The sequence below is a fragment of the Sinorhizobium sp. GQ132 genome (assembly GCF_059758575.1).
Map to the genome: position 1 here is coordinate 645,682 of NZ_JCAXDX010000001.1, position 23,478 is coordinate 669,159.

The 23,478-nt window shown below is 62.2% G+C and carries 20 protein-coding genes and 2 pseudogenes; 4 read left to right on the forward strand and 18 right to left on the reverse strand.

The genetic code is table 11. The annotated features are described in order from the left end of the window. Nucleotides 1-25: 25 nt before the first annotated feature. A complete protein-coding gene (locus AC6CIG_RS02940; RefSeq protein ID WP_018096092.1) occupies nt 26-1,012 on the forward strand; it encodes an AraC family transcriptional regulator in 987 nt (328 codons plus the stop codon). Between the two features lie 604 nt (nt 1,013-1,616). On the opposite strand, the gene AC6CIG_RS02945 is transcribed toward AC6CIG_RS02940, so the two are convergent. From AC6CIG_RS02945 to AC6CIG_RS03010, 14 genes and pseudogenes are all read right to left on the reverse strand, one after another. After that, nucleotides 1,617-1,907, reverse strand: a complete 291-nt coding sequence (locus AC6CIG_RS02945) for a type II toxin-antitoxin system VapB family antitoxin (RefSeq protein ID WP_498322260.1) — start codon at nt 1,905-1,907, stop codon at nt 1,617-1,619. A gap of 48 nt (nt 1,908-1,955) precedes the next feature. Beyond that, entirely contained in the window at nt 1,956-3,041 is a 1,086-nt protein-coding gene (locus tag AC6CIG_RS02950; protein WP_498322262.1) for an ABC transporter ATP-binding protein, read from the reverse strand. 12 nt (nt 3,042-3,053) lie between these two features. Continuing rightward, on the reverse strand, nt 3,054-4,976 hold the full coding sequence (locus AC6CIG_RS02955; protein WP_498322263.1) for a glycoside hydrolase family 127 protein: 1,923 nt from the start codon (nt 4,974-4,976) through the stop codon (nt 3,054-3,056). Nucleotides 4,977-4,995: 19 nt separating this feature from the next. After that, nucleotides 4,996-5,859, reverse strand: coding sequence for a carbohydrate ABC transporter permease (locus AC6CIG_RS02960; protein ID WP_018096086.1), 864 nt, complete (start codon nt 5,857-5,859; stop codon nt 4,996-4,998). Next, nucleotides 5,856-6,773: a carbohydrate ABC transporter permease gene (locus AC6CIG_RS02965; RefSeq protein WP_018096085.1), complete on the reverse strand. Its 918-nt coding sequence runs from the start codon at nt 6,771-6,773 to the stop codon at nt 5,856-5,858. Before AC6CIG_RS02965 ends, AC6CIG_RS02960 begins: the two co-directional genes overlap by 4 nt. Before the next feature lie 90 nt (nt 6,774-6,863). After that, complete coding sequence (locus AC6CIG_RS02970) at nt 6,864-8,099, reverse strand: ABC transporter substrate-binding protein (RefSeq protein ID WP_018096084.1); 1,236 nt, start codon at nt 8,097-8,099, stop codon at nt 6,864-6,866. A gap of 51 nt (nt 8,100-8,150) precedes the next feature. Further along, nucleotides 8,151-9,110, reverse strand: a complete 960-nt coding sequence (locus tag AC6CIG_RS02975) for a LacI family DNA-binding transcriptional regulator (RefSeq protein ID WP_437416644.1) — start codon at nt 9,108-9,110, stop codon at nt 8,151-8,153. Between the two features lie 59 nt (nt 9,111-9,169). Further along, nucleotides 9,170-9,364 carry a hypothetical protein gene (locus AC6CIG_RS02980; RefSeq protein WP_498322266.1) on the reverse strand — a complete coding sequence of 65 codons (195 nt, stop codon included), beginning with the start codon at nt 9,362-9,364 and terminating at the stop codon, nt 9,170-9,172. A gap of 173 nt (nt 9,365-9,537) precedes the next feature. Beyond that, nucleotides 9,538-11,166, reverse strand: coding sequence for a GMC family oxidoreductase (locus AC6CIG_RS02985; protein WP_498322268.1), 1,629 nt, complete (start codon nt 11,164-11,166; stop codon nt 9,538-9,540). Nucleotides 11,167-11,202: 36 nt separating this feature from the next. Beyond that, nucleotides 11,203-12,105, reverse strand: coding sequence for an aldose 1-epimerase (locus AC6CIG_RS02990; protein WP_498322269.1), 903 nt, complete (start codon nt 12,103-12,105; stop codon nt 11,203-11,205). Between the two features lie 4 nt (nt 12,106-12,109). Beyond that, complete coding sequence (locus AC6CIG_RS02995) at nt 12,110-13,111, reverse strand: ABC transporter permease (RefSeq protein ID WP_411926500.1); 1,002 nt, start codon at nt 13,109-13,111, stop codon at nt 12,110-12,112. Between the two features lie 13 nt (nt 13,112-13,124). After that, the gene (locus AC6CIG_RS03000) at nt 13,125-14,474 is read right to left on the reverse strand and encodes a sugar ABC transporter ATP-binding protein (protein WP_498322271.1); all 1,350 of its coding nucleotides are present in this window, start codon (nt 14,472-14,474) and stop codon (nt 13,125-13,127) included. Nucleotides 14,475-14,514: 40 nt separating this feature from the next. Then, a pseudogene (locus tag AC6CIG_RS03005) lies at nt 14,515-14,682 on the reverse strand (hypothetical protein); the annotation flags it as partial. Nucleotides 14,683-14,776: 94 nt separating this feature from the next. Then, the gene (locus AC6CIG_RS03010) at nt 14,777-15,760 is read right to left on the reverse strand and encodes a substrate-binding domain-containing protein (RefSeq protein ID WP_498322273.1); all 984 of its coding nucleotides are present in this window, start codon (nt 15,758-15,760) and stop codon (nt 14,777-14,779) included. Nucleotides 15,761-16,130: 370 nt separating this feature from the next. Between AC6CIG_RS03010 and AC6CIG_RS03015 the strand changes: the two genes are divergently transcribed. Next, complete coding sequence (locus tag AC6CIG_RS03015) at nt 16,131-16,895, forward strand: FadR/GntR family transcriptional regulator (protein WP_498322274.1); 765 nt, start codon at nt 16,131-16,133, stop codon at nt 16,893-16,895. A 284-nt stretch (nt 16,896-17,179) separates the two neighbouring features. Here AC6CIG_RS03015 and AC6CIG_RS03020 read toward each other — a convergent pair. Next, a pseudogene (locus AC6CIG_RS03020) lies at nt 17,180-17,371 on the reverse strand (LacI family transcriptional regulator); the annotation flags it as partial. 121 nt (nt 17,372-17,492) lie between these two features. Between AC6CIG_RS03020 and AC6CIG_RS03025 the strand changes: the two are divergent. Continuing rightward, nucleotides 17,493-18,584 carry a helix-turn-helix transcriptional regulator gene (locus AC6CIG_RS03025; protein WP_498322276.1) on the forward strand — a complete coding sequence of 364 codons (1,092 nt, stop codon included), beginning with the start codon at nt 17,493-17,495 and terminating at the stop codon, nt 18,582-18,584. 81 nt (nt 18,585-18,665) lie between these two features. After that, nucleotides 18,666-19,493, forward strand: coding sequence for an alpha/beta fold hydrolase (locus AC6CIG_RS03030; protein ID WP_498322277.1), 828 nt, complete (start codon nt 18,666-18,668; stop codon nt 19,491-19,493). Nucleotides 19,494-19,574: 81 nt separating this feature from the next. Here AC6CIG_RS03030 and AC6CIG_RS03035 read toward each other — a convergent pair whose 3' ends face one another. The 3 genes from AC6CIG_RS03035 to AC6CIG_RS03045 all read right to left on the reverse strand — a co-directional run bounded on the left by AC6CIG_RS03035 (nt 19,575) and on the right by AC6CIG_RS03045 (nt 23,395). Then, nucleotides 19,575-20,816 (reverse strand): saccharopine dehydrogenase family protein, encoded by a 1,242-nt coding sequence (locus AC6CIG_RS03035; protein ID WP_498322278.1) that lies wholly within the window; start codon nt 20,814-20,816, stop codon nt 19,575-19,577. A 43-nt stretch (nt 20,817-20,859) separates the two neighbouring features. Beyond that, nucleotides 20,860-21,957: a carboxynorspermidine decarboxylase gene (gene nspC, locus AC6CIG_RS03040; protein WP_437405612.1), complete on the reverse strand. Its 1,098-nt coding sequence runs from the start codon at nt 21,955-21,957 to the stop codon at nt 20,860-20,862. 121 nt (nt 21,958-22,078) lie between these two features. After that, the gene (locus tag AC6CIG_RS03045; protein ID WP_498322279.1) at nt 22,079-23,395 is read right to left on the reverse strand and encodes a 3-hydroxyacyl-CoA dehydrogenase family protein; all 1,317 of its coding nucleotides are present in this window, start codon (nt 23,393-23,395) and stop codon (nt 22,079-22,081) included. Nucleotides 23,396-23,478 lie beyond the last annotated feature (83 nt).

Here is a 23,478-nt window from a genome sequence, read left to right on the forward strand (position 1 = left end):
GACATTCCATGCTAGAAATTCCGCAATGCTTGATCATTCGTCCAAAACATCCTCCTCCGCTTCGGAGGATTTTCTCAGCGAACTTCTGCGCGGACTGCGCCTCGACGGCGTCGATTACGTCCGTTGCGAATTGACCGCGCCCTGGGGAATTTCATTTCCGGCGCAGGAGGCGGCACGCTTCCACTTCATCTGCGGAGACTGCTGGCTGCGGGTGGCCGACGGAGACTGGATCGAACTGAAGCGCGGCGATGCCGTGCTTCTGCCGCGTGGCGGCGCGCATGCGCTGGCGAGTGCGCCCGGCGAGAAGCTGTCGCCGCTCGAAGCCTATTCGGTCCAGGAGGTATGCCATTGCGTCTACGACGTCTGCGGGGGCGGGCGCGGCAAGACCACCATCCTTTTCTGCGGCAGTCTGCGGTTCAACATGGATGCCATGCATCCGTTGTTGCGCATGATGCCGGACGTGATGCGCATCGACGCCCTGACGGCAAGCGAGCCGGCGATCCCGCACATGCTCGACGCCATGGCGCGGGAAGTCGGCGCCAGCCGCGTCGGCTCCGGCGGTGTGCTTGCGCGGCTGGCCGACGTGCTCGCGGCGCTCATCATCCGCTCCTGGGTGGAGCACGGATGCGGCAATACCAATGGCTGGGTGGCGGCGGTCCGCCATCCCGGGCTCGGCCGCGTAATCGCGGCCATGCACCTCGATCCGGAAAAGAGCTGGACCGTGGATTCCCTCGCCAAGCTCATGGGCGCCTCGCGCTCCGGCTTCGCGCAGCAGTTCGCCGCCGTGGTTGGCGAGACGCCGGCCCGCTACCTCACGCAGGTGCGCATGCATCAGGCACGGCAATGGCTGACCCGCGACCGCATGCGCATCTCCGTCGTCGCGCGCCGCCTCGGCTATGACTCGGAAGCCTCGTTCAGCCGCGCCTTCAAGCGTGTGATCGGCCTGCCGCCAAGCCACTATCGCGGCTCCGAACCGCCAGAAGCACCGACATTTACCATCGGCGAGGGCTGAGCGAGAGGCAAAGTAGACCTACCGCACGTTCCTTTAATCGCAAGCGATTGAAGGGCAAAAACATGCAGCAGATCAAAGTGCTGCAGCGACTTTTGCGCGTCTGATAGGACGCGCGGCGCTTTTCGGAGAACTGCAATCTCTCCTCCTTCGTCATTCCTGTGCTTGTCACAGGAATCCAGCAGCGCCGCGTCTGCGGCGCGGGAAGCGTCCTTTCAGCCCAAGGACTTGGTCTGGCTGGATCCCTGTGACGAGCACAGGGATGAGGCGATCAAGCAAGCGGCGGCAAGCGGCCCGAATCGCAGCAGGCCTTAGAGCACCCGGGAAAAGTGTGTAACGGTTTTCCGTCCGGAATTGCGTTGGACCAAAGGGTTAGAGCATTTCAGTGTTTCCATGAGACATTGAAGTGCTCTAGCCACTCAATCAGGGCACGGTCTCGGTCTGCCGAAACTCGTCGTCGGTGGCCAGGATCGGTACGCCTTGGTATTTGGCGCAAGCGCAATGCAGACAGTCACCGAGGTTGAGGCGGTGGCGCCCGACACGATAGCGCAGCCAGCCTCCGGTTCCTCCGATAGCAACGCGATGATGGTACATGCGCCGGCGAACATCAGCTTTCGTGCCAGATCGCGTCGAAGGCCTCTCGCGGGAGCGGTTTCCTCGCGGCCTCGCTGATCGCGATGCCGTGCTTCTCCCGAAGCCTTCTTGCAGTCTGCAGCGGCGTTTCCAGGTTTCGCCGGCGCTCTATCGCCTCCTTCATGGCGATGACGATGGCGTCGGTGATGCTGACGCCGGCCATGCGGGCAAATTTGCGCGTCAGGGCATCCGACTCGGGGTTGCTGACATTGATCGGCACGCCGGCCTCCATGTGGATCGCTTCTTTAAATGTAGCCCCCTGCATCTGCATAACCAAGCACGGCCATGCGGCAGTTGAGAGCGGTGCGGCTCGCTACCGCAAACGCCGCCCGTCTTCGGCGAAGAACCGCCTTCGGTCCTCGGGTACGGCGAAAGAAAGTCTTTGCCCTGCCTGCCAGTTCGGACCCTCGCGCTGTTCGACGACGAGGCTCTGGCCGTCTTCGAGCTGGCAGTAGAGGTAGCGCGTTCCACCGAGATATTCCGAGAACTCGACCTGGGCAGTGATCCGTTCCGGTCCCGGCTCCGCCACGGCGATATGTTCGGGCCTTATGCCGAAAAGCAGGCGCTCGCCGTGCCTCAGGCTGCCGCCGTCGATCGCTGCCTCGACTGTGGTCTCGCCGACCCGGATCGTCCCGTCCCCCTGCCATTGCGCATCGAGAAAATTCATCCGTGGCGAACCGATGAAGCCTGCCACGAACATGTTGGCCGGGTCCTCGTAAACGTCGCGGGGGCTGCCGGCCTGCTCGATCCGGCCGTCCCGAAGCACGACGATCTGATCGGCCAGCGTCATCGCTTCCGTCTGATCGTGTGTGACATAGACCATCGTGTTGCCGAGCTCGCGGTGCAGGCGGGCAATCTCGATGCGCATCGAGACGCGCAGTTCCGCATCGAGGTTGGAAAGCGGCTCATCGAACAGGAAGACGTCGGGCTTGCGCACGATCGCCCGGCCGATCGCCACGCGCTGGCGCTGGCCTCCGGAAAGCTGGCCGGGCCTTCGGTCGAGCAGATGGTCGATCTTGAGGATGGACGAGACCTGCGCTACGCGGCGCTCGATTTCGGCCGAATCCGTTCGCGCCATCTTGAGCCCGAAGCCGAGATTGTCGCTGACGCTCATATGCGGGTAGAGCGCGTAGGACTGGAAGACCATGGCGATGCCGCGCTCGGAGGGGTCGAGGTCTGTCACGTCCCTGCCCTTGATTGCGATCTCCCCCTCGGTCACCTCTTCGAGCCCTGCGATCATTCGCAGCAGGGTCGATTTCCCGCAGCCCGACGGGCCGACGAAGACGACGAAATCGCCTTCCTCGATCGTCAGGTCGATGCCATGGATAACCTCCAGGCCGCCATAACTCTTGCGTATGTCGCTGAGCACGACGCTCTTGTTGCTGATGCCGTTCGCCATCCTGGAGGTCGCCTACTTTTCCGACTGGACCCAGACGAGCATCTCTCCCGGCGCCCGGTTGTCCCAGAGATGATAGGGCACGAAGCGCGCTTTGTGCGGGCGGCGCTCAGGCCTCGTCTGTCGGTAAAGCGCCTTTCCCCAGTCCTCCGTTTCCTCGCGCTCGACGGAAATGTCGATGGCAATCGCACCGTTCAGATCATCGAGCACGACCGTTTCGGCAGCCGGCAGTTCGCGGGGAAGCACAATTGCGTTCAGATCCTCGCCATTGTCCGTGGCTTCGACGCAATAGACCAGCGGACCGCGCATCAGCGCCACGCGGCCGACATCCTGCCGGACCTTCGGATTGGCATATTGCGGCCGAAGCGCCAGCGGCAGATAAAGCGCCACCCGGTCGCCGTCCGACCATTCGCGTTCGATGCGGGCATAGCCGCCGGTCAAATGAGCCGAGAGATCGAGCATCCTACCGTTGACGCTTAACGTCGCGCCGACCGCCCATTCCGGTATGCGCAAGGACAGCGCGAACTTCGCCGGCCTGGCGAGTTTCGTCGTGAAGGCGATCGCCCCCTCCCAGGGGTAGCTGGTCTCCTGCCTGAGCTCGACCTCGGCGCCGTTCGCGAGTTTCAGCCGCGCCGTGCTTTCGCCGTAGAGATGGACTGCGATCTCATCCTCCGCGACCGCATACATATAGGAACCGATCGAGGTCACGAGCCGCGCGATATTGGGCGGGCAGCAGGGGCAATGATGCCACTTCCATCGGTGGTGCCCGCCAGTGCTTTCCAGCGGGTTGTCGTAGAAGAAGGTCTTGCCGTCGATCGAAAGGCCCGGCAAGGCGCCGTTGTAAAGCGCCTGCTCCATGACGTCGGCATAGCGGCGGTTCGGGCCGCGGCCGAGCATGCGGCTCGCCCAGAAGACAAGGCCGACGGAGGCGCAGGTCTCGGCATAGGCCGTGTCGTTGGGCAGGTCGTAATAGCAGGTGAAACCCTCGTTCGAGGCTGCCGGACCGATGCCGCCGGTAATGTACATCTGCTTCGTGGTGAGGTCGTCCCACAACGTTTCCAAGGCCGCCGTCAGGCTGTCGTCCCTGTATTCGGTCGCGATGTCGGCCATGCCAGAATAGAGATACATCGCGCGCACGGCGTGGCCGACGACCTTTTTCTGCTCGCGCACCGGCTGATGCGCCTGACCGTATTCATAGGTCTTCTGGATGAAACTCTCCGGATCGCGGCCATCCCTTTTGGCCTCTTCGGTGAAGAAATGCGGCTCGGTGCCGCGCTCGTCGATGAAGAACTTCGAAAGGTCGAGATACTTCTTTTCGCCCGTCACGCGCGCAAGCTTGACGAGAGCGAGCTCGATCTCCTCATGGCCGCAATAACCCGGAATCTGCCCTTCGCCATGCCCGAAGACCGTAATCATATAGTCCGCAAAGCGGCACATGATGTCGAGAAGCTTGCGCTTGCCGGTCGCCTGGTAATAGGCGACGGCAGCCTCGATCAGATGGCCGGCGCAATAGAGCTCGTGGTGGTCGCGCAGGTTGGTCCAGCGCCGGTCGGGCTGAACGCGCTGGAACCAGGCATTGAGATATCCGTCCTGGTCCTGCAGCTTCTCGTACATGTCGATGATCCGGTCGGCACGCGCCTCGAGTTCCGGATTGGGGCGGCGGTAGAGCGAATAGGCGATCGTCTCGATCGACTTGCCGAGGTCGGAGTCCCAGAACATCTGGGTGGTACCGCCCCAGGGTTGGATGGGGATGACGATACCTGGGCTTGGCTCACTGACGTCGATCGCCTTGATCATGCCAGCCTCGACGCAGCGGTCGAGCAGGGTTTCGGCGGTGGATTGGCAGACGGCATCCTGCCATTTGCCCCAGAATCCGCCGAGTTCGACATCGGGAACGGCAACGGGGCGGAACTGGCGGTCTTTCACGGTCTTTGTCATGAGGTTTCTTTCTCTCGGATTATTTCACCGCGCCGGCCATCAGCCCGCGCATGTAATAGCGTTGCAGAAGAAGGAAGACGAACAGGCAGGGAACGACCATCACCGCGACGCCGGCCTGCACCGCGCCCCAGTTGATCGCACCGAGACGGCCGGCGCGCACGGCGGTCATCAGAACGGGAAGCGTGTAATTGTCGTTGCTGGACAGAAGGACGAGCGCGGCGAAGAATTCGTTCCAGGCATTGAGGAAGGCGAAGATCGACACGGTCGCAATCCCGGGCATGACCAGCGGCAGCAACACCCGCACGAGCAGTTTCAGATCGCGGGCGCCGTCGATGCGCGCCGCCTCCTCGATTTCCTTCGGCACGGCATCGAAGGCGTTGCGCATCATGAAGACGGAGAAAGGGAGCTGCAGCGTCACATAGACGAGCATCAGCCCGACGAGCGAATTGTTGAGCCCGAGCCGCGCCAGGATGATGAAGAGCGGCGTCAGGATCGACTGGAACGGGATCATCAGCGTCGCGATGATCAGCACGAAAAGCGCGTTCTTGAACGGGAAGCGGTAGCGGGAGAAGCCGTAACCGGCGAGCACGCTGACCGCGACGGTCAGGGCGACCGTTCCGATCGACACGAGGAGCGAATTGAACATGTGCTGCCAGATGCCGGCACCGAAGCTGTCGAGCGCCCGGTAGGCGTCGAAGCTCAGCCCCGAGATCGGCCATGGCGGCAGCGGCGGCCTGCCGGACTCGCTGTTCGGCCGGAAGGAGGCAAGAAAGGAAACGGCAAAGGGCGCCAGGAAGAAGAAGGCCGTGCCGATGCCGATGCCGTGGTAGACGATCCTGTCCCGGAGCGCCTTGCGGGCGCGGATTTCGCGGCGCGTCCTCATGGGCGTTCGTCCCCCACCTTGAGCAGCCAGAGCTGGACGACGCTGAGCGTCACCAGGATCAGGAGGAGCGCGATCGACAGTGCCGCGCCGTAGCCGAGATTGAAGGACACGAAGGACTGGTTGAAGATATAGTAGACGACGGAGATCATCTTGTTCTGCGGGCCGCCGCTGGTCATGATGTAGAACTGGTCGAAGGCGAGGATCGAGCCGGTGACCGAAAGGATGAGCGCCAGCGCCATGGTCCGGCGCATCAGGGGCAGCGTCAGGTGGCGGAAGCGTTGCCAGCGGCCGGCGCCGTCGATGCGCGCGGCCTCGGTCAGTTCGGCCGGGATGGCCTGCAGCCCCGTCAGCAGGATGATCATGGTGAAGCCGGCGATCTTCCAGACCACCATGACGATGATGGTCAGAAACGCGGTATCGAACTTGGCGAGCAGGTTGATCCGTCCGGAGGTGAGGCCCAGCATATCGAAGAGCGGCGCGAAAAGCCCGCTGTCGACATTGGCGAGCCACACCCAGAGCAGCGAGGCGGATGCGAGCCCCACCACGACAGGCAGAAAGACGATGGTCCGGTAGAGCGAGACCAACGGCCTTTGTTTCTCCACGAAAATCGCCAGCGGAAAGGCGACGGCGAAAATCGCTATCGTGACGATCAGGGTATAGTGGGCGGTGAAACCGAGCGCGTTGAAGAACCGCGCATCGGTGAACATCCGCGTATAGTTGCGCAGGCCGATCCAGGCCGGCTCGCCGAGCAGCGGCCATTTGTGCAGGCTCATCCACAGGGTGAACAGCACGGGCAGCACGAAGAAGAGCGTGACGAGCGCCATCGCCGGCGCGATATAGATGAGCCCGCGCCAGCCGGGTTGCCGCTTCGGGCGGCGTCGGTGCCTGGCGGATGTGAGCGCTGACGTCGTCATGTATGCACTTTCGAGAGTTTCGGGGCACTGGTGGCGGAGGGGGTTATCCCCACCCGCCATCCGCGAAGCGGCAGTTTCCTCGTGTCCGCCTTACTGCCCGGCGTCGATGATCGACTGCATCTCGTCTTGTGCGTTCGAGAACGCCCCGTCGACGTCATCGCCATAGATCGCAGCATTGGTGAAGGTCGCCCACGGCCCGTTGGCGCTGTTGATCAGGTCGTTGAATTGCAGCGTATAAGGCGTCTGGGCGACGGCGATCGCCTCCATCCCGACCTTGAGGCGCGGGTCGAGGCCTTCGAGCACCTCATTGGCGATGTCGCCGCGGGTGGGCAGGCTGCCGAATTTCGCCATGATCTTCTGGCCTTCCGGCGAATAGGTATATTCGAGGAATTCCTTCACCTCTTCGAGCTTCGGCGTGCCCTTGGTGACGACGAAGTTGTCGCCGCCGGCAAAGGAGGACGGCTTGCCGTCGACGCCCGGGATCAGCGTCACGCCGAAATCGATCTCCGGATGCTGCGTCACCAGCGTGCCTATGGCGAAGGCGCCGAGGCTCTGCTGGCCGATCTTGCCATTGGTGAAGCTGAGGAAATTCACGCCGTTGTCGCTCGCGGCGCCCGCGGGAACGAGATCCTTCTCGACCATGTTGCGGTAGATATCGACGGCCTTGCGCATTTGCGGCGTGTCGAGCGTCGCGGTCTTGCCGTCGGCTGAAAGGATATCGGCGCCCGCGCCCCAGGTCAGCGGCGTGAAGGTGAAGATCATGCAGCCGCCGCAGCCGCCCCCGGAGAAATAGAAGCCGTAGGTGTCGCCACCAAGCGCGCGGATTTTCTCGGCATTGGCGGTGATCTCCTCCCAGGTCTCCGGTGCCTTTTCGGGGTCGAGGCCGGCCTTTTTGTAGAGGTCCTTGTTCCAGGCGAAGATCGAGGTCTCGACCGTGAGCGGCAGGCCGTAGATCTTGTCCTCATAGGTGCCAAGCTTCACATGCGAGGGCGAGAGCGAATTGAAGTAGGGCAGCGCCTTCGCCCAGTCGGTGAGGTCTTCCAGCTGACCGGCGGCGGCGAATGCCGGCGTGTAGATCAGGTCGAGCGAAAGCGCGTCCGGCGCCTGGCCGCCGGCGATCGCAGTGGCATATTTCTGCACGAGCTCGGCAAAGGGCACCTCGGTGAGCTCCACCTTGTGCTCGTGACCTGCATTGTAGGCCTTGACGACTTCCTTGAACGAGTCGCCGATACCCGAGCGGACCCACATGCTGATCGTCTCGGCCGATGCGACCGAGATCATGCTGGCCGATATGAGGGCCGTCGCTGCCATCAGTTTCGTGAACATTTCGCATTCCTCCCAAATGCGGGGCCACTCCGGGTGACCCCATCTCCTCAATCAATTCTGTCGTCCCCCGCCTCCGCAGGAGTCCCGTACGACAAGCCGGCAGGGCAGCTTGCGCAGGCCGGGCTCGATCGTCCGCCCCTCTGCAAGTGCAAGCACCATCAGCCCGGCCTCCCGCCCAAGCTCCTTGAGGTTCATGTCGACGGTCGTCAGCGGCGGCCGCGTCTGCGCCGCCATGATCTCCCAATTGTCGAAGCCGATGACGGAGACATCCTCCGGCACCCTGACGCCGCGCTCGCGCAGCGCATCGACCACGCCGCGGGCGATCTGGTCGTTGCCGCAGAAGACGCCGTCGGGCCTCTCACCGCCCGCATCCCAGATGCGGCCGATCGCCTCGTGACCCCAGGCCTCCGACCAGACCCCATGCAGGACCGGCGCCCCATCGCCGGCGACGGCCCGAAATGCCTCGGCGCGCTCGGCCGCGGAGGTAAATTCCAGCGGGCCTGTGATGTGCAACAGCCGCTTGCGGCCCATCTTCTGCAGCCGTCCTGCCGCCAGCCTCGCGCCATGACCGTCATCGGAGGTCAGCGTCACGCTGCCGGGCTCGCCCTTGGTGAAAGCATAGACGACGGGCACCGGCAGGCCGGCGAGATCGACCGGGAGAGACCTGTCGACCCGCTTGCCTGTCGCGATGATGCCGTCCACCTGCTTGTCCAGCATGGCGTCGACATGGATTTTCCCGAGCGCCGGGTCGTCCTCGATTGCGCAGAGGAACACCGAAACCCCATGATCCACCAGCGCCTCGGAAATGCCGGCCATAACCGGAAGGGTGAAGCGGCCATAGGTATCGTTGGTCAGAAGGCCGACTGTAAAGCTGCGGTTGCTGAGCAGGCCGCGCGCCAGTGCGTTCGGACGAAAGCCGATTTCCGCCGCGAGATTCTTGATACGCTCGCGCGTTCCGGCGGCCATGCGGCCGTTGTCGTTGAGAGCCTTGGACACGGTCGAAACGCTCACGCCGGCAACCCTTGCCAGATCGTGAATCGTGACCCGATGTCCCTTGCCGCGCTGTGAATTCAGTTTCGCCTCCTCCCAGAGAACTGCAGCTGAGAAAACCTTTTCTCAAACCGGGAGTCAAGATGGGAAAAGGTTTTCCCGCCGAAAGCATGATTTTTGTGAGGTGGCGTGGAGGCCAGCGACAGGTTGCGGATCGTCATGTCGTCGATCATGCGGCGGCGCAGCGGGTTCACCGCTGCCGGGGCGTCGGCCATCGGTCGGTCTCCTGGTCAGGGGTTGGTTCTCAAAACCCCAACATCCCATCAGGAGACCGAGCCTCCAAACACCCCACTTCTCCTGCGTCAGCGGGTTGGTTCAATCCCGGTTCGATTCAGTTTAAGGCTGACCGACTCTAATAATTTCACTAGTTTACCGTTTGTCGATGGCACTAGGCCAGAATGAGATCGGCGGCCTTTGCGGCGGCGCCGAGAACCGCGGCATTGGTGTTTCCACTGACGATGGAGGGCATGATCGACGCGTCGATCACACGCAACCCGTCGACGCCGCGCACCTTGAGGTCGGGCGTCAACACCGCGTCCGGATCCTGGTCATGGCCCATGCGGCAAGTGCCGACGGGGTGATAACCGGTCTTGACCGTGCGGCGGCAATGATCGGCGATCGCCTTGTCGCTGGTGACGCCGGCGCCGGGAAAGATTTCCTTGTCTATCAGTTCGCGCATTGGAGACGCCGCAAGCACAGTGCGGGCGAAGCGGAAGCTGGCAATCGTCAGACGCAGATCGTCCGGATGGCTGAAAATCTGGGTATCGACAATGGGGTTGATAAACGGATCGGCGGACGCAAGAGTCACGCTCCCGCGTGCCTTCGGCCGCAGCAGCAGCGAATTGATCGTCACGCCGTCACCAGGATCGGTGCCCATGACATCGCGATCCAGATAGACGGTCGGCACACAGAACATCTGGATTGTCGGTTCGGCATTGTTGCCGTCGGGGTCGTAGAAGGCGCAGGTTTCGACACCCGTCGTGGTCGCGGGACCGGTTTTGAGCAGCAAATATTGCAGCCCGGCCTTGATCATCGGCCAGCCCCGGTCCGCCCCGTAATAGCCGAACGAGCCCTTTGTCGTCGCGACAACCGGGCATTCGTAGTGATCCTGCAGGTTTTGGCCGACGCCGGACAGGGATATTTCGGTCCTGATACCGTGGCGGGACAGCTCGTCGTCCGGGCCGATGCCGGAGAGCATCAGCAGCTTGGGGGTCTGATAGGCGCCGGCGGCAAGAATGACTTCGACGCCGACCTTGGCGGTCTTCTTCGTGCCGTTCCGCACGTAGTCGACACCGATGGCCCTGCCGTTTTCCAGGATGATGCGCGTGACCGTTGCTTCGGTTTCGATGGTCAGCCGGGGATCGTTCATGACCGGCGCTAGAAAGGCATCGACAGCGCTGCAGCGGCGACGTGTCTGCCAGTCGATCGTATGCTGCATGAAGCCCACGCCGAACTGTTCGGCGCCGTTGAAGTCGGGATTGTAGGGAATGCCCATGCCCTGCAGAGTCTTAACGTAGGCGCGCGTCATCGGGCTGGTGTGGCCAAGGTCCGAAATCTTCAGTGGTCCGCTGACGCCGTGGAACTCGCCACCGAGATGATCATTGTCTTCCTGTGCCTTGAAGTAGGGCAGGATGTCCCGATAGGACCATGCACCGTCGTTGTTGGCGCCGGGTGCGGTCACCGCTTCGTTCCAGCGATCGTAATCGGCTGCCTGTCCACGCATGTAGACCATGGCATTGACCGTGCTGCCGCCGCCCAGAACCTTGCCCTGCGGCACAATCGGGCCGCGACCGTTCAGCTGCTCCTGCGGCTTGGTCTGGTGCATCGACAGGTAAGTGTCCTTGGCGAGGAACTTCATGTAGCCAGCCGGGAAATGCATGATCGGATTGGCCTTGCGCGGCCCGCGTTCCAGCATCAGCACCCGTGCCTTGCCGTCCTTGACCAGGCGCGCTGCGACGACGCAGGCGGAACTGCCACCGCCGATGATAATGTAATCGTATGCCGTCCCTTGGGACATGTCTCATTCTCCAGCCGCTTCGATTGGCGACAACTGCTATTGATCCGTCCAGATCGACGGCTTCATTCGAATACTGCCACTGAGCGTCTCACCCGCCTGCAACACGGAGAGATCGCCGAGCCTGGGCAAATTGTGGCCATTCGCCAGATGCGTCATAGGCTCGAAACAGAAATAATCGCGCGCGAAAGCCGGGTCGAACTGCGTGTCGGACACGAAAACGAAGGCATGGCGGAAAAGCGGATCGGCCGTCAGCGACAGTTGCGCAGTTCGTTCGGGCCAGACGATTTGCGCCTTACCACACCAGTCTTCAAAACCATTGTTCACCCAGCGATGGGGCAGACCCCGGGGATCGCTGAAATCGACGTCGATGGGGATATCGATGGCTTCGCCGGGCAACCAGTCTTTCACTTCGGTCCAATATTTCCGTGCTGGCGCCAGCAATGTGGTCTTCAGCGTCATCGGGAAGTAAGGATGCCACCCGAGACCGAAGGGAAGCGCGTCCCCTCCCAGATTGGTGACGGACAGCGTCAAGTCGAGGGAGCCGTCCCGCAGGGAAAACCGCTGGATTGCGGAATAGCTGTAAGGCGTCGCATCGTCCGCTTCGTGATCGAAGACGAGTTCCACCATTGTTGCGTCCTGCTGGCGTATGCTCCAATCAGCTTGCCATCCTTCACCATGGAGATAGTGCCTGTCCCAATCAGTATTCGGCCGCAGCCGGTAATCCCTGTCGTTGAAGCGAAATTGGTTGTCCTTCACCCGGTTGCCAAACGGTACGAGCGGATAGCAACCGGATGCGAGCGCATCGACGTCGTCGCCGGGAGCCTCGCGAAGCAACGGCACGCGCGCGCCACCCCGCGTCCACCAAAATCCAAGCACGATGCCGCCACGCGTGGAGATACGGATTGAAAGTTCACCGCTGCTGAGATCGACAACGGTCACCGGATCACCCCTTGTTGCGCGCTGCGCCGCGCTTGATCGCCTGAATGTTGGCGAGCACCGCGACGACGATGATGAGGCCGCGCACGACCTGCTGGAAGAAGGGATTGATGCCGAGAAGCACCAGTCCGTTGCCGATCAAGGTGATGACCAGGACGCCCAGCAATGTTCCGAGCATGGAACCGCGCCCGCCGGAAAGAGCCGTGCCGCCGACAACGACAGCGGCAATCACGTCGAATTCCAGGCCGTTGGCGGCCGTCGCGTTGCCCGAGCCGAGCCGCGAGAGGAGCAGTATCCCGGACACGGCAGCCATCGCCCCGGCAATGGCAAACAGCGCAACGCGGATGCGAGCGACATTGATGCCCGACAGGAATGCAGCATGCGGATTGCCGCCGATTGCAAAGACCGAACGACCGAAAGCGGTCTTGCGGCTGACGAAGGCAAAGACGGCAAACAGCACCAGCATGATGATGGCCGCAGGCGGCACGCCGAGCACCGGCCGGTCAAGCATATCGACGATGTCATTGCGCCCGATCGAAACCGGCAGCGCGTCGGTGACGAACAGGGCCGTGCCGCGCAGAGCGCTCCACAGGCCGAGTGTGCCGACGAAGGACGGAACGTCGAAATAGGCGCGCAGGATGCCGGCGATCGAGGCAAGTGCTGCCCCGATCGCGATGGCGAACACGAAGGCGATCGGGGTCGGAATGCCCCACTGCAGGAGATAGGCGAGTGCCACGGAGATGAAGGCGACCATAGGACCGACGCTGACATCGATCTCGCCGGAGATGATGATCAACGTGGCGGCCCAAGCGGCGATGCCGATGGTTGCCGCGTCGCGCAGGATGTTGATCTGGTTGTTGAATGTCATGAAGCCGCCGGCGGTGGCGGTAAAGACGATGTAGAGCACGGCGATCGCGACGAAGAGGCTGACTTCGTTCATGTGCTGCGAAAATCCACCGCGCCGGGGCTTTGGGGATGCAGGTGATTGTGCTGCCTGTTCGAGGGACATTCCGTATTCTCCGTCAGTGACCGGCGATGCAGGCGGCCATGACGGCGTCCTGATCAATATCGGGGGATGTGAATTCTTCCTTCAGCGTGCCTTCGCGCAGGACCACGACGCGGTCGCAGACGAGCGGCAGTTCCTCAATCTCGCTGGAGACGAAGATGATGCTACGGCCTTCGGCGGCAAGCTGGCGGATGATGCCATAGATCTGGGCCTTCGCCTCGACGTCGACGCCGCGCGTCGGCTCATCAAGCAGAAGGACACGGCTGTCTGCATGGACCCAGCGACCAATGACGACCTTCTGCTGGTTGCCGCCCGAAAGCGTGCCGATCGGTGTATCGGTTTCGGCGGCCTTGATGTGGAGCCGCTGGACAATCCTGCGCGTTGCCTCCGCCATCCGGCTAGCCGAGAGAATGCCGCTGCTGCTGACCGCTGCGAAATTGGTGGCGATGGTATTCTCGTCGACGCCGAGCAAGGGAACGATGCCCTCCTCCTTGCGGCTTTCCGGCGTATAGCCGAAGCCAGCGTCGAGCATGCGTTTGTATTTCGGTCGCCCGACCGATTTTCCATCGACCGAAACAGTCCCGCGATCGAAATGCCGGACGCCCATGATCGATTGCAGCAGCTCGGTGCGGCCTGAACCGAGCAAGCCCGCAATGCCGAGAACTTCGCCCTGGCGCAGCTTGAAGGAGATCGACGAGAGTTTCGGCTCCAGCGCCAGGTCCGCGACCTCAAGAACGAGCTTCTCGCGTGCCTTCGTTTCGAGAACTGCGGCCTGCGCCGCCTCCGAACCTAGCATCAGCCGGACGATCTCGCGCGTATCGGCGCCGGCAACATCGACTGTGTCGATAATCCGGCCGTCACGCATCACAGTTGCCGACTGCGAAATACGGCGGATCTCGTTCATCCGATGGCTGACATAGATGACGGCAATGCCTTCGCTGGCGATGCGCTTAACGGCGGTCATCACCTTTTCGGCCTCCGCCGCTGCGAGCGAACTGGTCGGCTCGTCGAGAATGACGAGCTTCGGCTTGCCGAGCAGCACACGGGCGATCTCAAGTAGCTGGCGCTCTGCGGGGCTAAGGCCGGCAACGAGGCGGGAGGGCGGGAGGTCGAGGCCAAGGCGTGTCATCGCCTCCTGGGCCTGCGCTTCCATATCCGAATAGTTAAGGATGCCGCTTTTGCGTGGCCAACGGCCGAGAAAGAGATTTTCCGCCAGCGTCATGCCGGGGACCAGCGACAGTTCCTGATATACGACGCGCACCCCCCTGGCGAAGGATTCCTGCGCGCGGGCGGAGCCGTGTTGGGTCAATTCCTCGCCGGTGATGCGCACAGTGCCGGTGTCCGGCATTTCCGCACCCGTCAGCATCGCGGATCAGCGTGGATTTACCGGCGCCGTTTTTGCCAAGAAGTGCGCGGACTTCGCCCGCGGACACGTCGAAACTGGCATTGTCGAGCGCCAACACTCCAGGGTAGCGTTTCGTGCAACCGTCGATCGACGCTATAATCGTGCGTTCATGGCTCTGGCTGGCAGCAGTGTTCGTCATGAGAAGGCCTGTATCGGAGTTGTTCGCCATCGCGATCTTGGCGTGTCCCGGCCGGACAGACTGAGATGTCCATCCGGCCGGTCAGGTCAGTTGTGCCAGCCTTCCGGCAACACAGCCTGGGAAATCAAGGAATACCGTCGGAATGCGCTTCGAGCCAGGCCTTGCCGGATTCCGCTGTGTTGTAGAGGTCGATCTCGTAAGGCACCTTGATATCGGCAGGCGCCTGGCCTTCGATCGACTTGATTGCCTGCGTCAGGGCCAACTTGCCCAGACCCTGTCCGGAGATATCAACAACCGCCTTGATGACTGTGAAATCGACCAGTTCCAGTGCGATTTCCGTCGTCATGTCGCCTCCGAACACCACCGTCTTGCCGGCACGACCCTGGCTTTTCACGGCAAGGGCGGCACCCAGCGTCGCACCACCGGCTTCACCGAAGAAGGCGTCAAGGTCCGGATGGGACGACAGCATGGTGCTGGCGACGGAGACCGCCTTGTCGAGCGTCGCACCCTCCTGGTTGGCGACGATCTGCGCGCCGGGCAGCTTGGCTTTCAATGCTTCCTCGAAGCCTTTGCGCCGGATGACGCAAACCTCGACGAATTCGCAGTTGAGAACGCCGATGGTCGGCGCGTCCATTTTCTCGGCGAGGAAATAATCAGCGGCGGCATCGCCCAGCTTGAAGCCGAAGTCATAGGGATCGCCGACGGCGTAGGCCGAGACGAATTCCTTCATGTCCTCTTCGCCGAGGCAGGTGTTGTAGCAAACGACCGGGATACCGGCGTCATGGGCACGCTGGATGGCGCGATAGGACCCATCGGCCGAAACCGGCGAAACGATGATCGCCTGGACGCCGGCAGAGATCAGCGCGTCGATGAAGGACGATTCCTTGCTGACATCGCCCTGCGCGTTGGTCTCGATGATCTCGAGCTTGCGCCCGGCATCAGCCGCGCCGGTCTGGATGCCCTTTCGCACTCCGGCATAGAAGCCCTGCGCATCCATATAGATCGCGCCGACTTTCAGACCGTTGTCTTGTGCTGAAACGGACGCGGCAGCCGCACTAAAGGCCAATACAGTCATTGCCGTCAAAGCGGCGGTTTTCATGAGCTTCATGTGCTCCTCCAAAGGAATCTTATCTTGTGATGCGTGGTCGAATTGGTCGCGATCCCGCTCCTCCGGCGGAACGCGGTTAAAATACCGTTGATCATATCATTGTCAATATAAATACGATTTATTTTACGGCGATGAGTCGTTGGAGATTGCGTCATCGAGATCGGTGCAGGTAGGCTGATTTACGTTCATCTCGAATTTTGCTATTTATGTCAGTTAGTTACACGCTCACCATGCTCAAATATTTAGCAGTAGCGGGAATAAAAAGGCTTGATATAAATACTATTTATTTTTAGATTGGCCCCGAATGCAATATCCCGGCGCTTCATGCCGGCAACCTGACGCGGCAGACTGCCGTCTGGGGGAGAGTAAGATGACAGTGGCACGGTCGGCGGGAATGATTTCCTCCAAGGGCTTTCCCATCGCCGACAGCGGCAAGCGAAGTGTTCGTGAAGCACTCCTCCAGCAACTTGTCGATATGATCATTTCCGGTGAGATGGCCGAAGGCTCAATCCTGCCGAACGAAGCCGATCTGACTGACAAGTTCGGTGTCAGCCGCACGACACTGCGAGAAGTCATGCAATACCTCTCTGCTCTTGGCATGGTCCGCTCGCGCACGCGGGCGGGAACGACAATACTGCCACGGGAGAACTGGAATTATCTGGACCCATTGGTGCTGGACGCGACGCTCAAGTTCGGTGCTGACGAACATTTCTACATATCGCTGATCGATGCGCGACAGTTGCTGGAACCGGCCGCAGCAGCTCAGGCAGCCGCTAACGCAACGGCGCGTCAGCTGTTCCAGATTTCGAAAGCATTCGAGGAAATGGTCGAGGCCAATGCGCGTGACACCGAAGAATGGAGCCGCGCAGATCTCGACTTCCACACCGCCATTATCAACGCGAGCGGCAATTGGGTCTACCGACAGTTTGCCACCGCGATCCGCGCGGCACTGCTTGCCAGCTTCCGGCTGACCAATCGCGCAAGCCAGTCCCACGAACAGGCGATATCGAAGCACCAGGATGTACTGGAAGCGATTAGGATGCGGCAGCCCGACGTCGCGCGCCACGCAATGGAACAATTGATCGGCGTCGCGCGAATCGAGGTCGTCGAGGCTTTGCGAAATGCACAATTGTGAGAGCTCTGTGCGATGGCAAGTGCTGTCGTATTTAAGACAGTGATTGACCTTGGCTCTTCCGGTCAGATAAAGCCCGATCGGTAACGTTGATAGTCTCGAACCTAAAATCGACGCGGAATCGCTGCGGGGCTCCTAAGACGCCGCAGCCGGCTTTGGGCAAGCCTCGTCCGCGCGCTCGCCGCCGAAACCCACGAAAACTGGATGGAGGCCAATCGCTACATCAACATGGACGACCTGCGAGAACACAAGAAACTCGCACTCTGTCAAGGCCATCACTCAGGACCGGCGCCACCGCCGGCGACGGCCCGAAATGCCTCGGCACGCTCGACCGCGGAGGTAAATTCCAGCGGGCCTGTGATGTGCAACAGCCGCTTGCGGCCCATCTTCTTCAGCCGTCCGCGGCGCGAGCGAAGCCGGCCTTCGCGGGACGATACGCTCCCCCGAGAGCTCCGCAGACGAGCGGCCGAGACGCTCACCCCGCGGGGTGATGCCAGGTCGAGGTTGATCGCCTATAGTAAGAGCCTGGGCTGCTCAGGAACTGCAGGCGGGGGACCTGCAGTCCGGAGCAGGTCTGCCCACTGTGCAGGAGGGGCCGCCATGAGCATCGAAGCTGCAGTCGAGAGCAGGCTTGCCGACCGGATCTATTCCGCATTGCTTCACGAGACGACGTGGCAAAGTTTTCTCGACGGCTTGGCCGCTACGCTTCCGGACGGCCGATCGACCTTGTTCTATCACGACGTCGACAGTGGGGCTGGGGCATGGGAGCTTACATCGGGTCTGCCGGCCGACGTCGTCTCGGACTACGCCAGCCACTATGCGAAGCTCAATCCGTGGATGCCCGCAGCCTCTCGGCGGAAGATCGGGATCGGTGTCGTCGCCGAGCAGATGCTGCCACGCGAGCAATTCGTGAAAACACCCTTCTACAACGACTTCTTTCGACCGATGGTCGGGGAAAGCGCGGTCGGCGTGACGCTCGCCAGAGAGCGCGGACAGTCAATGCTGCTGTCGATTACCACCTCGAGAGCCGATCCCGAGAAGAACCGGGACGTGGCCGATCTGCTGACGCGGTTGGCGCCGCATCTGCGGCGGGCCTTCCGGTACGCCAACCGGCGGAGCGCCGTCGCGTCCGAAATTGGCCGTTCCGTATGTCAGAAGAGTGAGCTGGGCGTCGTCGTCGTCGACGAAGGCGCTCGCGCGATCAATTTCGGCGCCCAGGGCCAGGCGATGGTCGAAGCGGGACGGGTCCTGAGGCTGACCCCCGGGGGAAAACTGCATATCCGGGACAGCGATGCTGACGCGGCACTCCATGGGATGCTCCGCCGCGGCTTCGACGGAGAGACGGCCACGACCTTCGTCCTCGGTTCGACGAAGCTCACGCTCATTCGCACGTGCAAGGACTGCGAGTCTGCCTATTTCGAAGGCCCTTCCGTGATCGTGCTGATCGAATCCCAAGCAAAGGAGCCGCCCCTGGATCTCAGGGGATTTGCAAGCGCGAATGGTCTGACGGCCACGGAGTTGCGGGCAATGCAGGGTCTGATCTCGGGGCAGAATGCGGCGCGGATCGCCGATGCCGCCGGCATCTCGCGGGAGACGGTCAGGACCCAGGTGAAGAGCCTCTACGGCAAGCTCGGCGTTAGAAGCCAGATGGAGCTTCTTCGAATAAGCGGGCTGCTGCGAATGGAAAACTGACAATCGCTGGCGGGGGAAACGATGGCGACAATAGAGAGCCCGACCCAGTCGGGTCGTGGGAAGCGCTGGGGAACGAAAATCATGTACTCTTTGATTGCGGGCGCTGCCTCGCTTGGCACGGCGATGGCGGAGCCGAGATGGAAGATGCTGCCGGAAACGCCGGACCTTCCCGCAGCAGGGCGCGAGGGAGAGGCGCCGGTGAACGGCATCAAGATCTGGCATGCGGTCTACGGCAGCGGCGAGCCCGTCATCATGCTCCACGGCGGACTCGGCAATTCGAGCTATTGGGGAAACCAGATTTCCACGCTCGCCGGCTCCTATCAGGTCATCGTCATGGACAGCCGCGGCCATGGCCGCAGCACCCGGGATGAACGACCCTTGAGCTATGACCTCATGGCAACCGATGTGGTGGCGCTGATGGATTTCCTCGGCCTGCAGAAAGCCACCATCGTCGGCTGGAGCGACGGTGCGATCATCGGCCTGAAGCTCGCGATAGACCATGCGGAACGCATAAGCAGGGTGTTCGCTTTCGCAGCGAACAGCAAGCCGTCAGGCCTCTACCCACTGGACCAAAACGTGTTGTTCAAAGCCTATCTCGACAGGGCGCGCGAAGAATATGTGAAACTGTCTCCCACACCGGGCGCCTACGGCGACTTCCGTGAGCAGATGGACCGGATGTGGGAATCGCAACCGAACCTCACCGCAGAGGCTCTCGGCAGCATCGCCGTTCCCGTCTGGGTCGTGGATGGTGACCATGAGGAGGTCGTCAGGCGAGAAGACACGCTGTTCATCGCGGACAGCATTCCCGCAGCGGGTTTATTGATCCAGCCGGAAGTCAGCCATTTTTCGCTGCTTCAGGATCCGGAGCAATTTACCGATCACATCCTGCATTTCCTGGGCCGGGAATGAGGGGGCGTCGCGGCGATTGCAGCCCGGCCGTCATATGACGGTCGGGCTGCAACCGGACTCTCGTTCTGGCCCCGGCGTCTTTCAGGAAAAGCTGAGTGCCCGGTCGCCCTGCTCGTCCCTGATGCGCGTCGGCAGGCCGATACGGTTCAGGAGGTCGAGGAAGGGCCGGGGCGGCAGTTCTTCGACATTTGCCATCTGCTTCACATCCCACTCGCCGCTGGCGATCAGCATCGCGGCGGCCACCGGCGGAACGCCGGCCGTATAGGAGATGCCCTGCGAGCCCACTTCCTCATAGGCTTGCCTGTGGTCGGCGACGTTGTAGATGAACACCTCGTGTTCCCTGCCGTCCTTGAGGCCCTTCACGAAATCGCCGATGCAGGTCTCGCCCTCGTAGCCGGGCGCGAGCGACGCCGGGTCCGGCAGGACTGCCTTGACCACCTTCAGCGGCACCACCTCGAGGCCCTCGGCCGTCTTGACCGGCTGCTCTGACAGGAGGCCCAGGTTCTTCAGAACCGTGAAGACGTTGATGTAATGGTCGCCGAAGCCCATCCAGAAACGCACGTCGGCCCCGTCCATGTTCTTCGACAGCGAGTGAACCTCATCATGGCCGGTCATATAGGCCTTGCGCTTGCCGACGACGGGCAGGTCGAACTCCTTGCCGACCTCGAACATCCGGTTCGTCTGCCAGGCGCCCTTCTGCCAGGAATAGACGACGCCGGTAAATTCCCGGAAGTTGATCTCCGGATCGAAATTGGTGGCGAAATATTTGCCGTGGTTGCCGGCATTGATATCGACGATGTCGACATCCGTGATCTTGTCGAAATATTCGTCCTTGGCGAGGCGCGCATAGGCATTGACCACGCCCGGGTCGAAGCCGACGCCGAGAATGGCGGTGATGCCCTTTTCCCTGCATTCGGCGGCGCGCTTCCATTCATAGTTCCCGTACCACGGCGGCGTTTCGCAGATCTTGTTCGGCTCTTCGTGGATCGCGGTGTCCATATAGGCCACACCCGTGTCCATGCATGCGCGCAGCACCGACATGTTGACGAAGGCGGAGCCGACATTGATCACGATCTGAGAGCCGGTGCTCACGATGAGCGCCTTCGTCGCCTCGACGTCGAGCGCGTCGAGCGCATGCGCCTCGAGCTTCACCTCGGTCTTCAGGCTGTTCTTTTCGCGTACGGAGTCGATGATCTTGCGGCACTTGTCGACCGTGCGTGAGGCAACATGAATATCTCCCAATACATCGCTGTTCTGGGCGCATTTGTGCGCCACGACCTGTGCCACGCCACCGGCGCCGATGATGAGAACGTTCTTTTTCATTTCGGGGGATATCTCCTTCTACCCGTTTTGCTTGCGCGAAGCCTCAGGAGAGGCTCTGCTCGTAGTCCGCGTAGGTGAATTCGCGGACGGTCCTGACGCTTCCGTCAAGTTCCCTGATGGCGATCGCCGGCATCTTCACGCCGTTGAACCAGTTCTTCTTGACCATGGTGTAGCCGGCGGCGTCCTGAAACGAGATGCGATCGCCCACCTTCAGCTCTTCGGCGAAGCGGAACTCGCCGAAGACGTCGCCGGCGAGGCAGGACTTGCCGCAGATCATGTAGCTATGCGGCCCCTCGTTCGGCGAAACCTTGGCCGCCTCGCGATAGATCAGCAGGTCAAGCATGTGCGCCTCGATCGAACTGTCGACGATGGCGAGATTCTTGCCGTTATAGAGCGTGTCGAGCACCGTCACTTCGAGAGTCGTGCTCTTGGTAATCGACGCTTCGCCCGGCTCCAGATAGACCTGGACGCCGTAGCGGTCGGAAAATGCCCTGAGGCGCGCCGAAAAGGCCTCGACGGGATAGTCGTCCCCGGTGAAGTGAATGCCGCCGCCGAGGCTTACCCAATCGACGCGGGCGATGAGCGAGCCGAACCTTTCCTCGATCCGCGCGAGCATCCGGTCGAAGAGACCGAAATCCTTGTTCTCGCAATTGTTGTGGATCATGAAGCCGTTGATCCGGTCCATGACGCGCTCGACCTTCGCCACGTCCCACTCGCCGAGCCGGCTAAAGGGACGCGCCGGATCGGCCAGGTCGAAGCTCGAGGAACTGACCTGAGGGTTGAGCCGCAGTCCGCGCGCGATGCCCGCCGCCTTGTCGGCAAAACGCTCCAATTGCGAGATCGAGTTGAAGATGATCTTGTCGGCGTGAGAGACCACTTCGTCGATCTCGTTGTCGCCATAGGCGACACTATAGGCATGGGTTTCCTTGCCGAACCGCTCGCGGCCGAGCCTCACCTCGAAAAGCGAGGAAGACGTGGTGCCGTCCATATGGTCGCGCATGAGGTCGAAAACCGACCAGGTGGCGAAGCACTTCAGCGCCAGCAAAGCCTTGGCGCCGGATTTCTCGCGCACGTGGGCGATCCTTTCCATGTTGCGAGTAAGCTTGGCTTTGTCGATGAGGTAGTATGGGGTCTCGATCAAGGCAGGACCTGTCTGTTCTTAAATCCGAAACGGTCCTCCTAGGAAAACGTGGCCGTTTGCGCAACCCGGCTCGGCCGGCCGAGACAAAATGCCCGCCCCGTGGCCCTTGCGGGGCGCGCCGTCAAAGGAAGCTGCCTCGCGCGGCAGCCTGGAGCAGCGGGTCGCAAGGGGGATCGGCGAATCCCGCCTCCGCAAGCGCACTCAGCGCCTCCGCGACCTTGTGAAGGCCGTGCGCCTGGGCATGATGCATCAGCCCGCCCCGCCAGCGCGGAAAGCCGTAGCCATGGATCTCCACGAGATCGATATCGGAGGCCCTCAGAGCCGTTCCGTCTTCGAGAATCCGCGTAGCCTCGTTGACCATCGGCCAAAAGATGCAGTCGGCGATGGAGGCCTCGTCCCAAACGCTTCGGGGCCGGACCCGAGCCTCGTCCGCGATGATGCGGGCGACCGTCGCGGAGGGCCGTGGTGTTCGGTCGCCGGGCGCGTAGTCGTACCAGCCGCCGCCGCTCTTCTGGCCGAAGCGCCCGATCTCCGAAAGACGGTCGGCGACCGGCGCAAAAGCCGTCTCGCCGCGGGCGCGGGCGGCACGGCGCTGGAAGGCGGCGATATCGAGCCCGCCGAGGTCCTGCGCCTCGAACGGCCCCATCGGCAGCCCGAAGGCGCGCATGGCGGCATCGACGGCGGCGGGTGTCGCGCCGCCGAGCAGCAGCCGCTCGGCCTGGGCCCGCATCACCTTGAGAATCCGGTTGCCGATGAAACCGTCCGAGATACCCGCGCGCACGGGGATTTTGTTCAGCATCCGCGCCAGCGCGAAACCGGTCGCCAGCACCTCGGGCGCCGTCGCTTGCGTGGGCACGATTTCGAGAAGCTTCATCACCTGCGCGGGGCTGAAGAAATGCAGCCCGAGAAACCGCTCCGGGCTCCCGATGTCCGCGGCGATCCGTTCGGGATCGAGATAGGACGTGTTCGTCGCGAGAATGGCGTCAGCGCGACAGACGGCGGCGAGCCTTCGAAAGACATCGCGCTTCACGTCGAGATCCTCGAAGACCGCCTCGATGATCAGGTCCGCCTCGGCGAGCGCTGTATAATGCGTCGTGCCGGTAACGGCTGCCAGGCGCTCGGCCGCAAGCCTCACGGAGATGCGTCCGCGCTTCACCGCGCCGTTGAAGATTGCGCGCAGCCTGGCAAGCGCCCGTTCCACCGCCGCCTCGTCGCGTTCGACCAGGACGAGCGGAACTCCGGCGTTGAGCAGGACCGCGGCGATGCCGGTTCCCATGGTGCCGCCGCCGATCACCGCCGCCGAACGGATGGGGCGCGGCTCGATGCCGGCTAGCGCCGGCGGACGGCGTGCGGCGCGCTCGGCATGATAAACGTGGCGCAGCGGGTTGCCGGTGGCGACGACGGCGACCCCGTCTCTATGCACGATGCTGAGGGGCACGATGCTCGTCCTCCGTGCGTCATGATTGACCGGCGGGTCGGTCCATGCAAGGCTTTTATGGGCGGGACCAGAGGGTGCAGGGA

Excerpts from the sequence above, each read along its gene's own strand:
- AC6CIG_RS02950 (WP_498322262.1), bottom strand. The coding sequence starts at position 3,041 with ATGGCGAACGGCATCAGCAACAAGAGCGTCGTGCTCAGCGACATACGC.
- AC6CIG_RS03030 (WP_498322277.1), top strand. The coding sequence starts at position 18,666 with ATGTACTCTTTGATTGCGGGCGCTGCCTCGCTTGGCACGGCGATGGCG.
- AC6CIG_RS02970 (WP_018096084.1), bottom strand. The coding sequence starts at position 8,099 with ATGTTCACGAAACTGATGGCAGCGACGGCCCTCATATCGGCCAGCATG.
- AC6CIG_RS02955 (WP_498322263.1), bottom strand. The coding sequence starts at position 4,976 with ATGACAAAGACCGTGAAAGACCGCCAGTTCCGCCCCGTTGCCGTTCCC.
- AC6CIG_RS03025 (WP_498322276.1), top strand. The coding sequence starts at position 17,493 with ATGAGCATCGAAGCTGCAGTCGAGAGCAGGCTTGCCGACCGGATCTAT.
- AC6CIG_RS03035 (WP_498322278.1), bottom strand. The coding sequence starts at position 20,816 with ATGAAAAAGAACGTTCTCATCATCGGCGCCGGTGGCGTGGCACAGGTC.
- AC6CIG_RS02945 (WP_498322260.1), bottom strand. The coding sequence starts at position 1,907 with ATGCAGGGGGCTACATTTAAAGAAGCGATCCACATGGAGGCCGGCGTG.
- AC6CIG_RS02980 (WP_498322266.1), bottom strand. The coding sequence starts at position 9,364 with ATGGCCGACGCCCCGGCAGCGGTGAACCCGCTGCGCCGCCGCATGATC.
- AC6CIG_RS03010 (WP_498322273.1), bottom strand. The coding sequence starts at position 15,760 with ATGAAGCTCATGAAAACCGCCGCTTTGACGGCAATGACTGTATTGGCC.
- AC6CIG_RS02995 (WP_411926500.1), bottom strand. The coding sequence starts at position 13,111 with ATGTCCCTCGAACAGGCAGCACAATCACCTGCATCCCCAAAGCCCCGG.
- AC6CIG_RS03015 (WP_498322274.1), top strand. The coding sequence starts at position 16,131 with ATGACAGTGGCACGGTCGGCGGGAATGATTTCCTCCAAGGGCTTTCCC.
- AC6CIG_RS03000 (WP_498322271.1), bottom strand. The coding sequence starts at position 14,474 with ATGCTGACGGGTGCGGAAATGCCGGACACCGGCACTGTGCGCATCACC.
- AC6CIG_RS02985 (WP_498322268.1), bottom strand. The coding sequence starts at position 11,166 with ATGTCCCAAGGGACGGCATACGATTACATTATCATCGGCGGTGGCAGT.
- AC6CIG_RS02965 (WP_018096085.1), bottom strand. The coding sequence starts at position 6,773 with ATGACGACGTCAGCGCTCACATCCGCCAGGCACCGACGCCGCCCGAAG.
- AC6CIG_RS02960 (WP_018096086.1), bottom strand. The coding sequence starts at position 5,859 with ATGAGGACGCGCCGCGAAATCCGCGCCCGCAAGGCGCTCCGGGACAGG.
- AC6CIG_RS02940 (WP_018096092.1), top strand. The coding sequence starts at position 26 with ATGCTTGATCATTCGTCCAAAACATCCTCCTCCGCTTCGGAGGATTTT.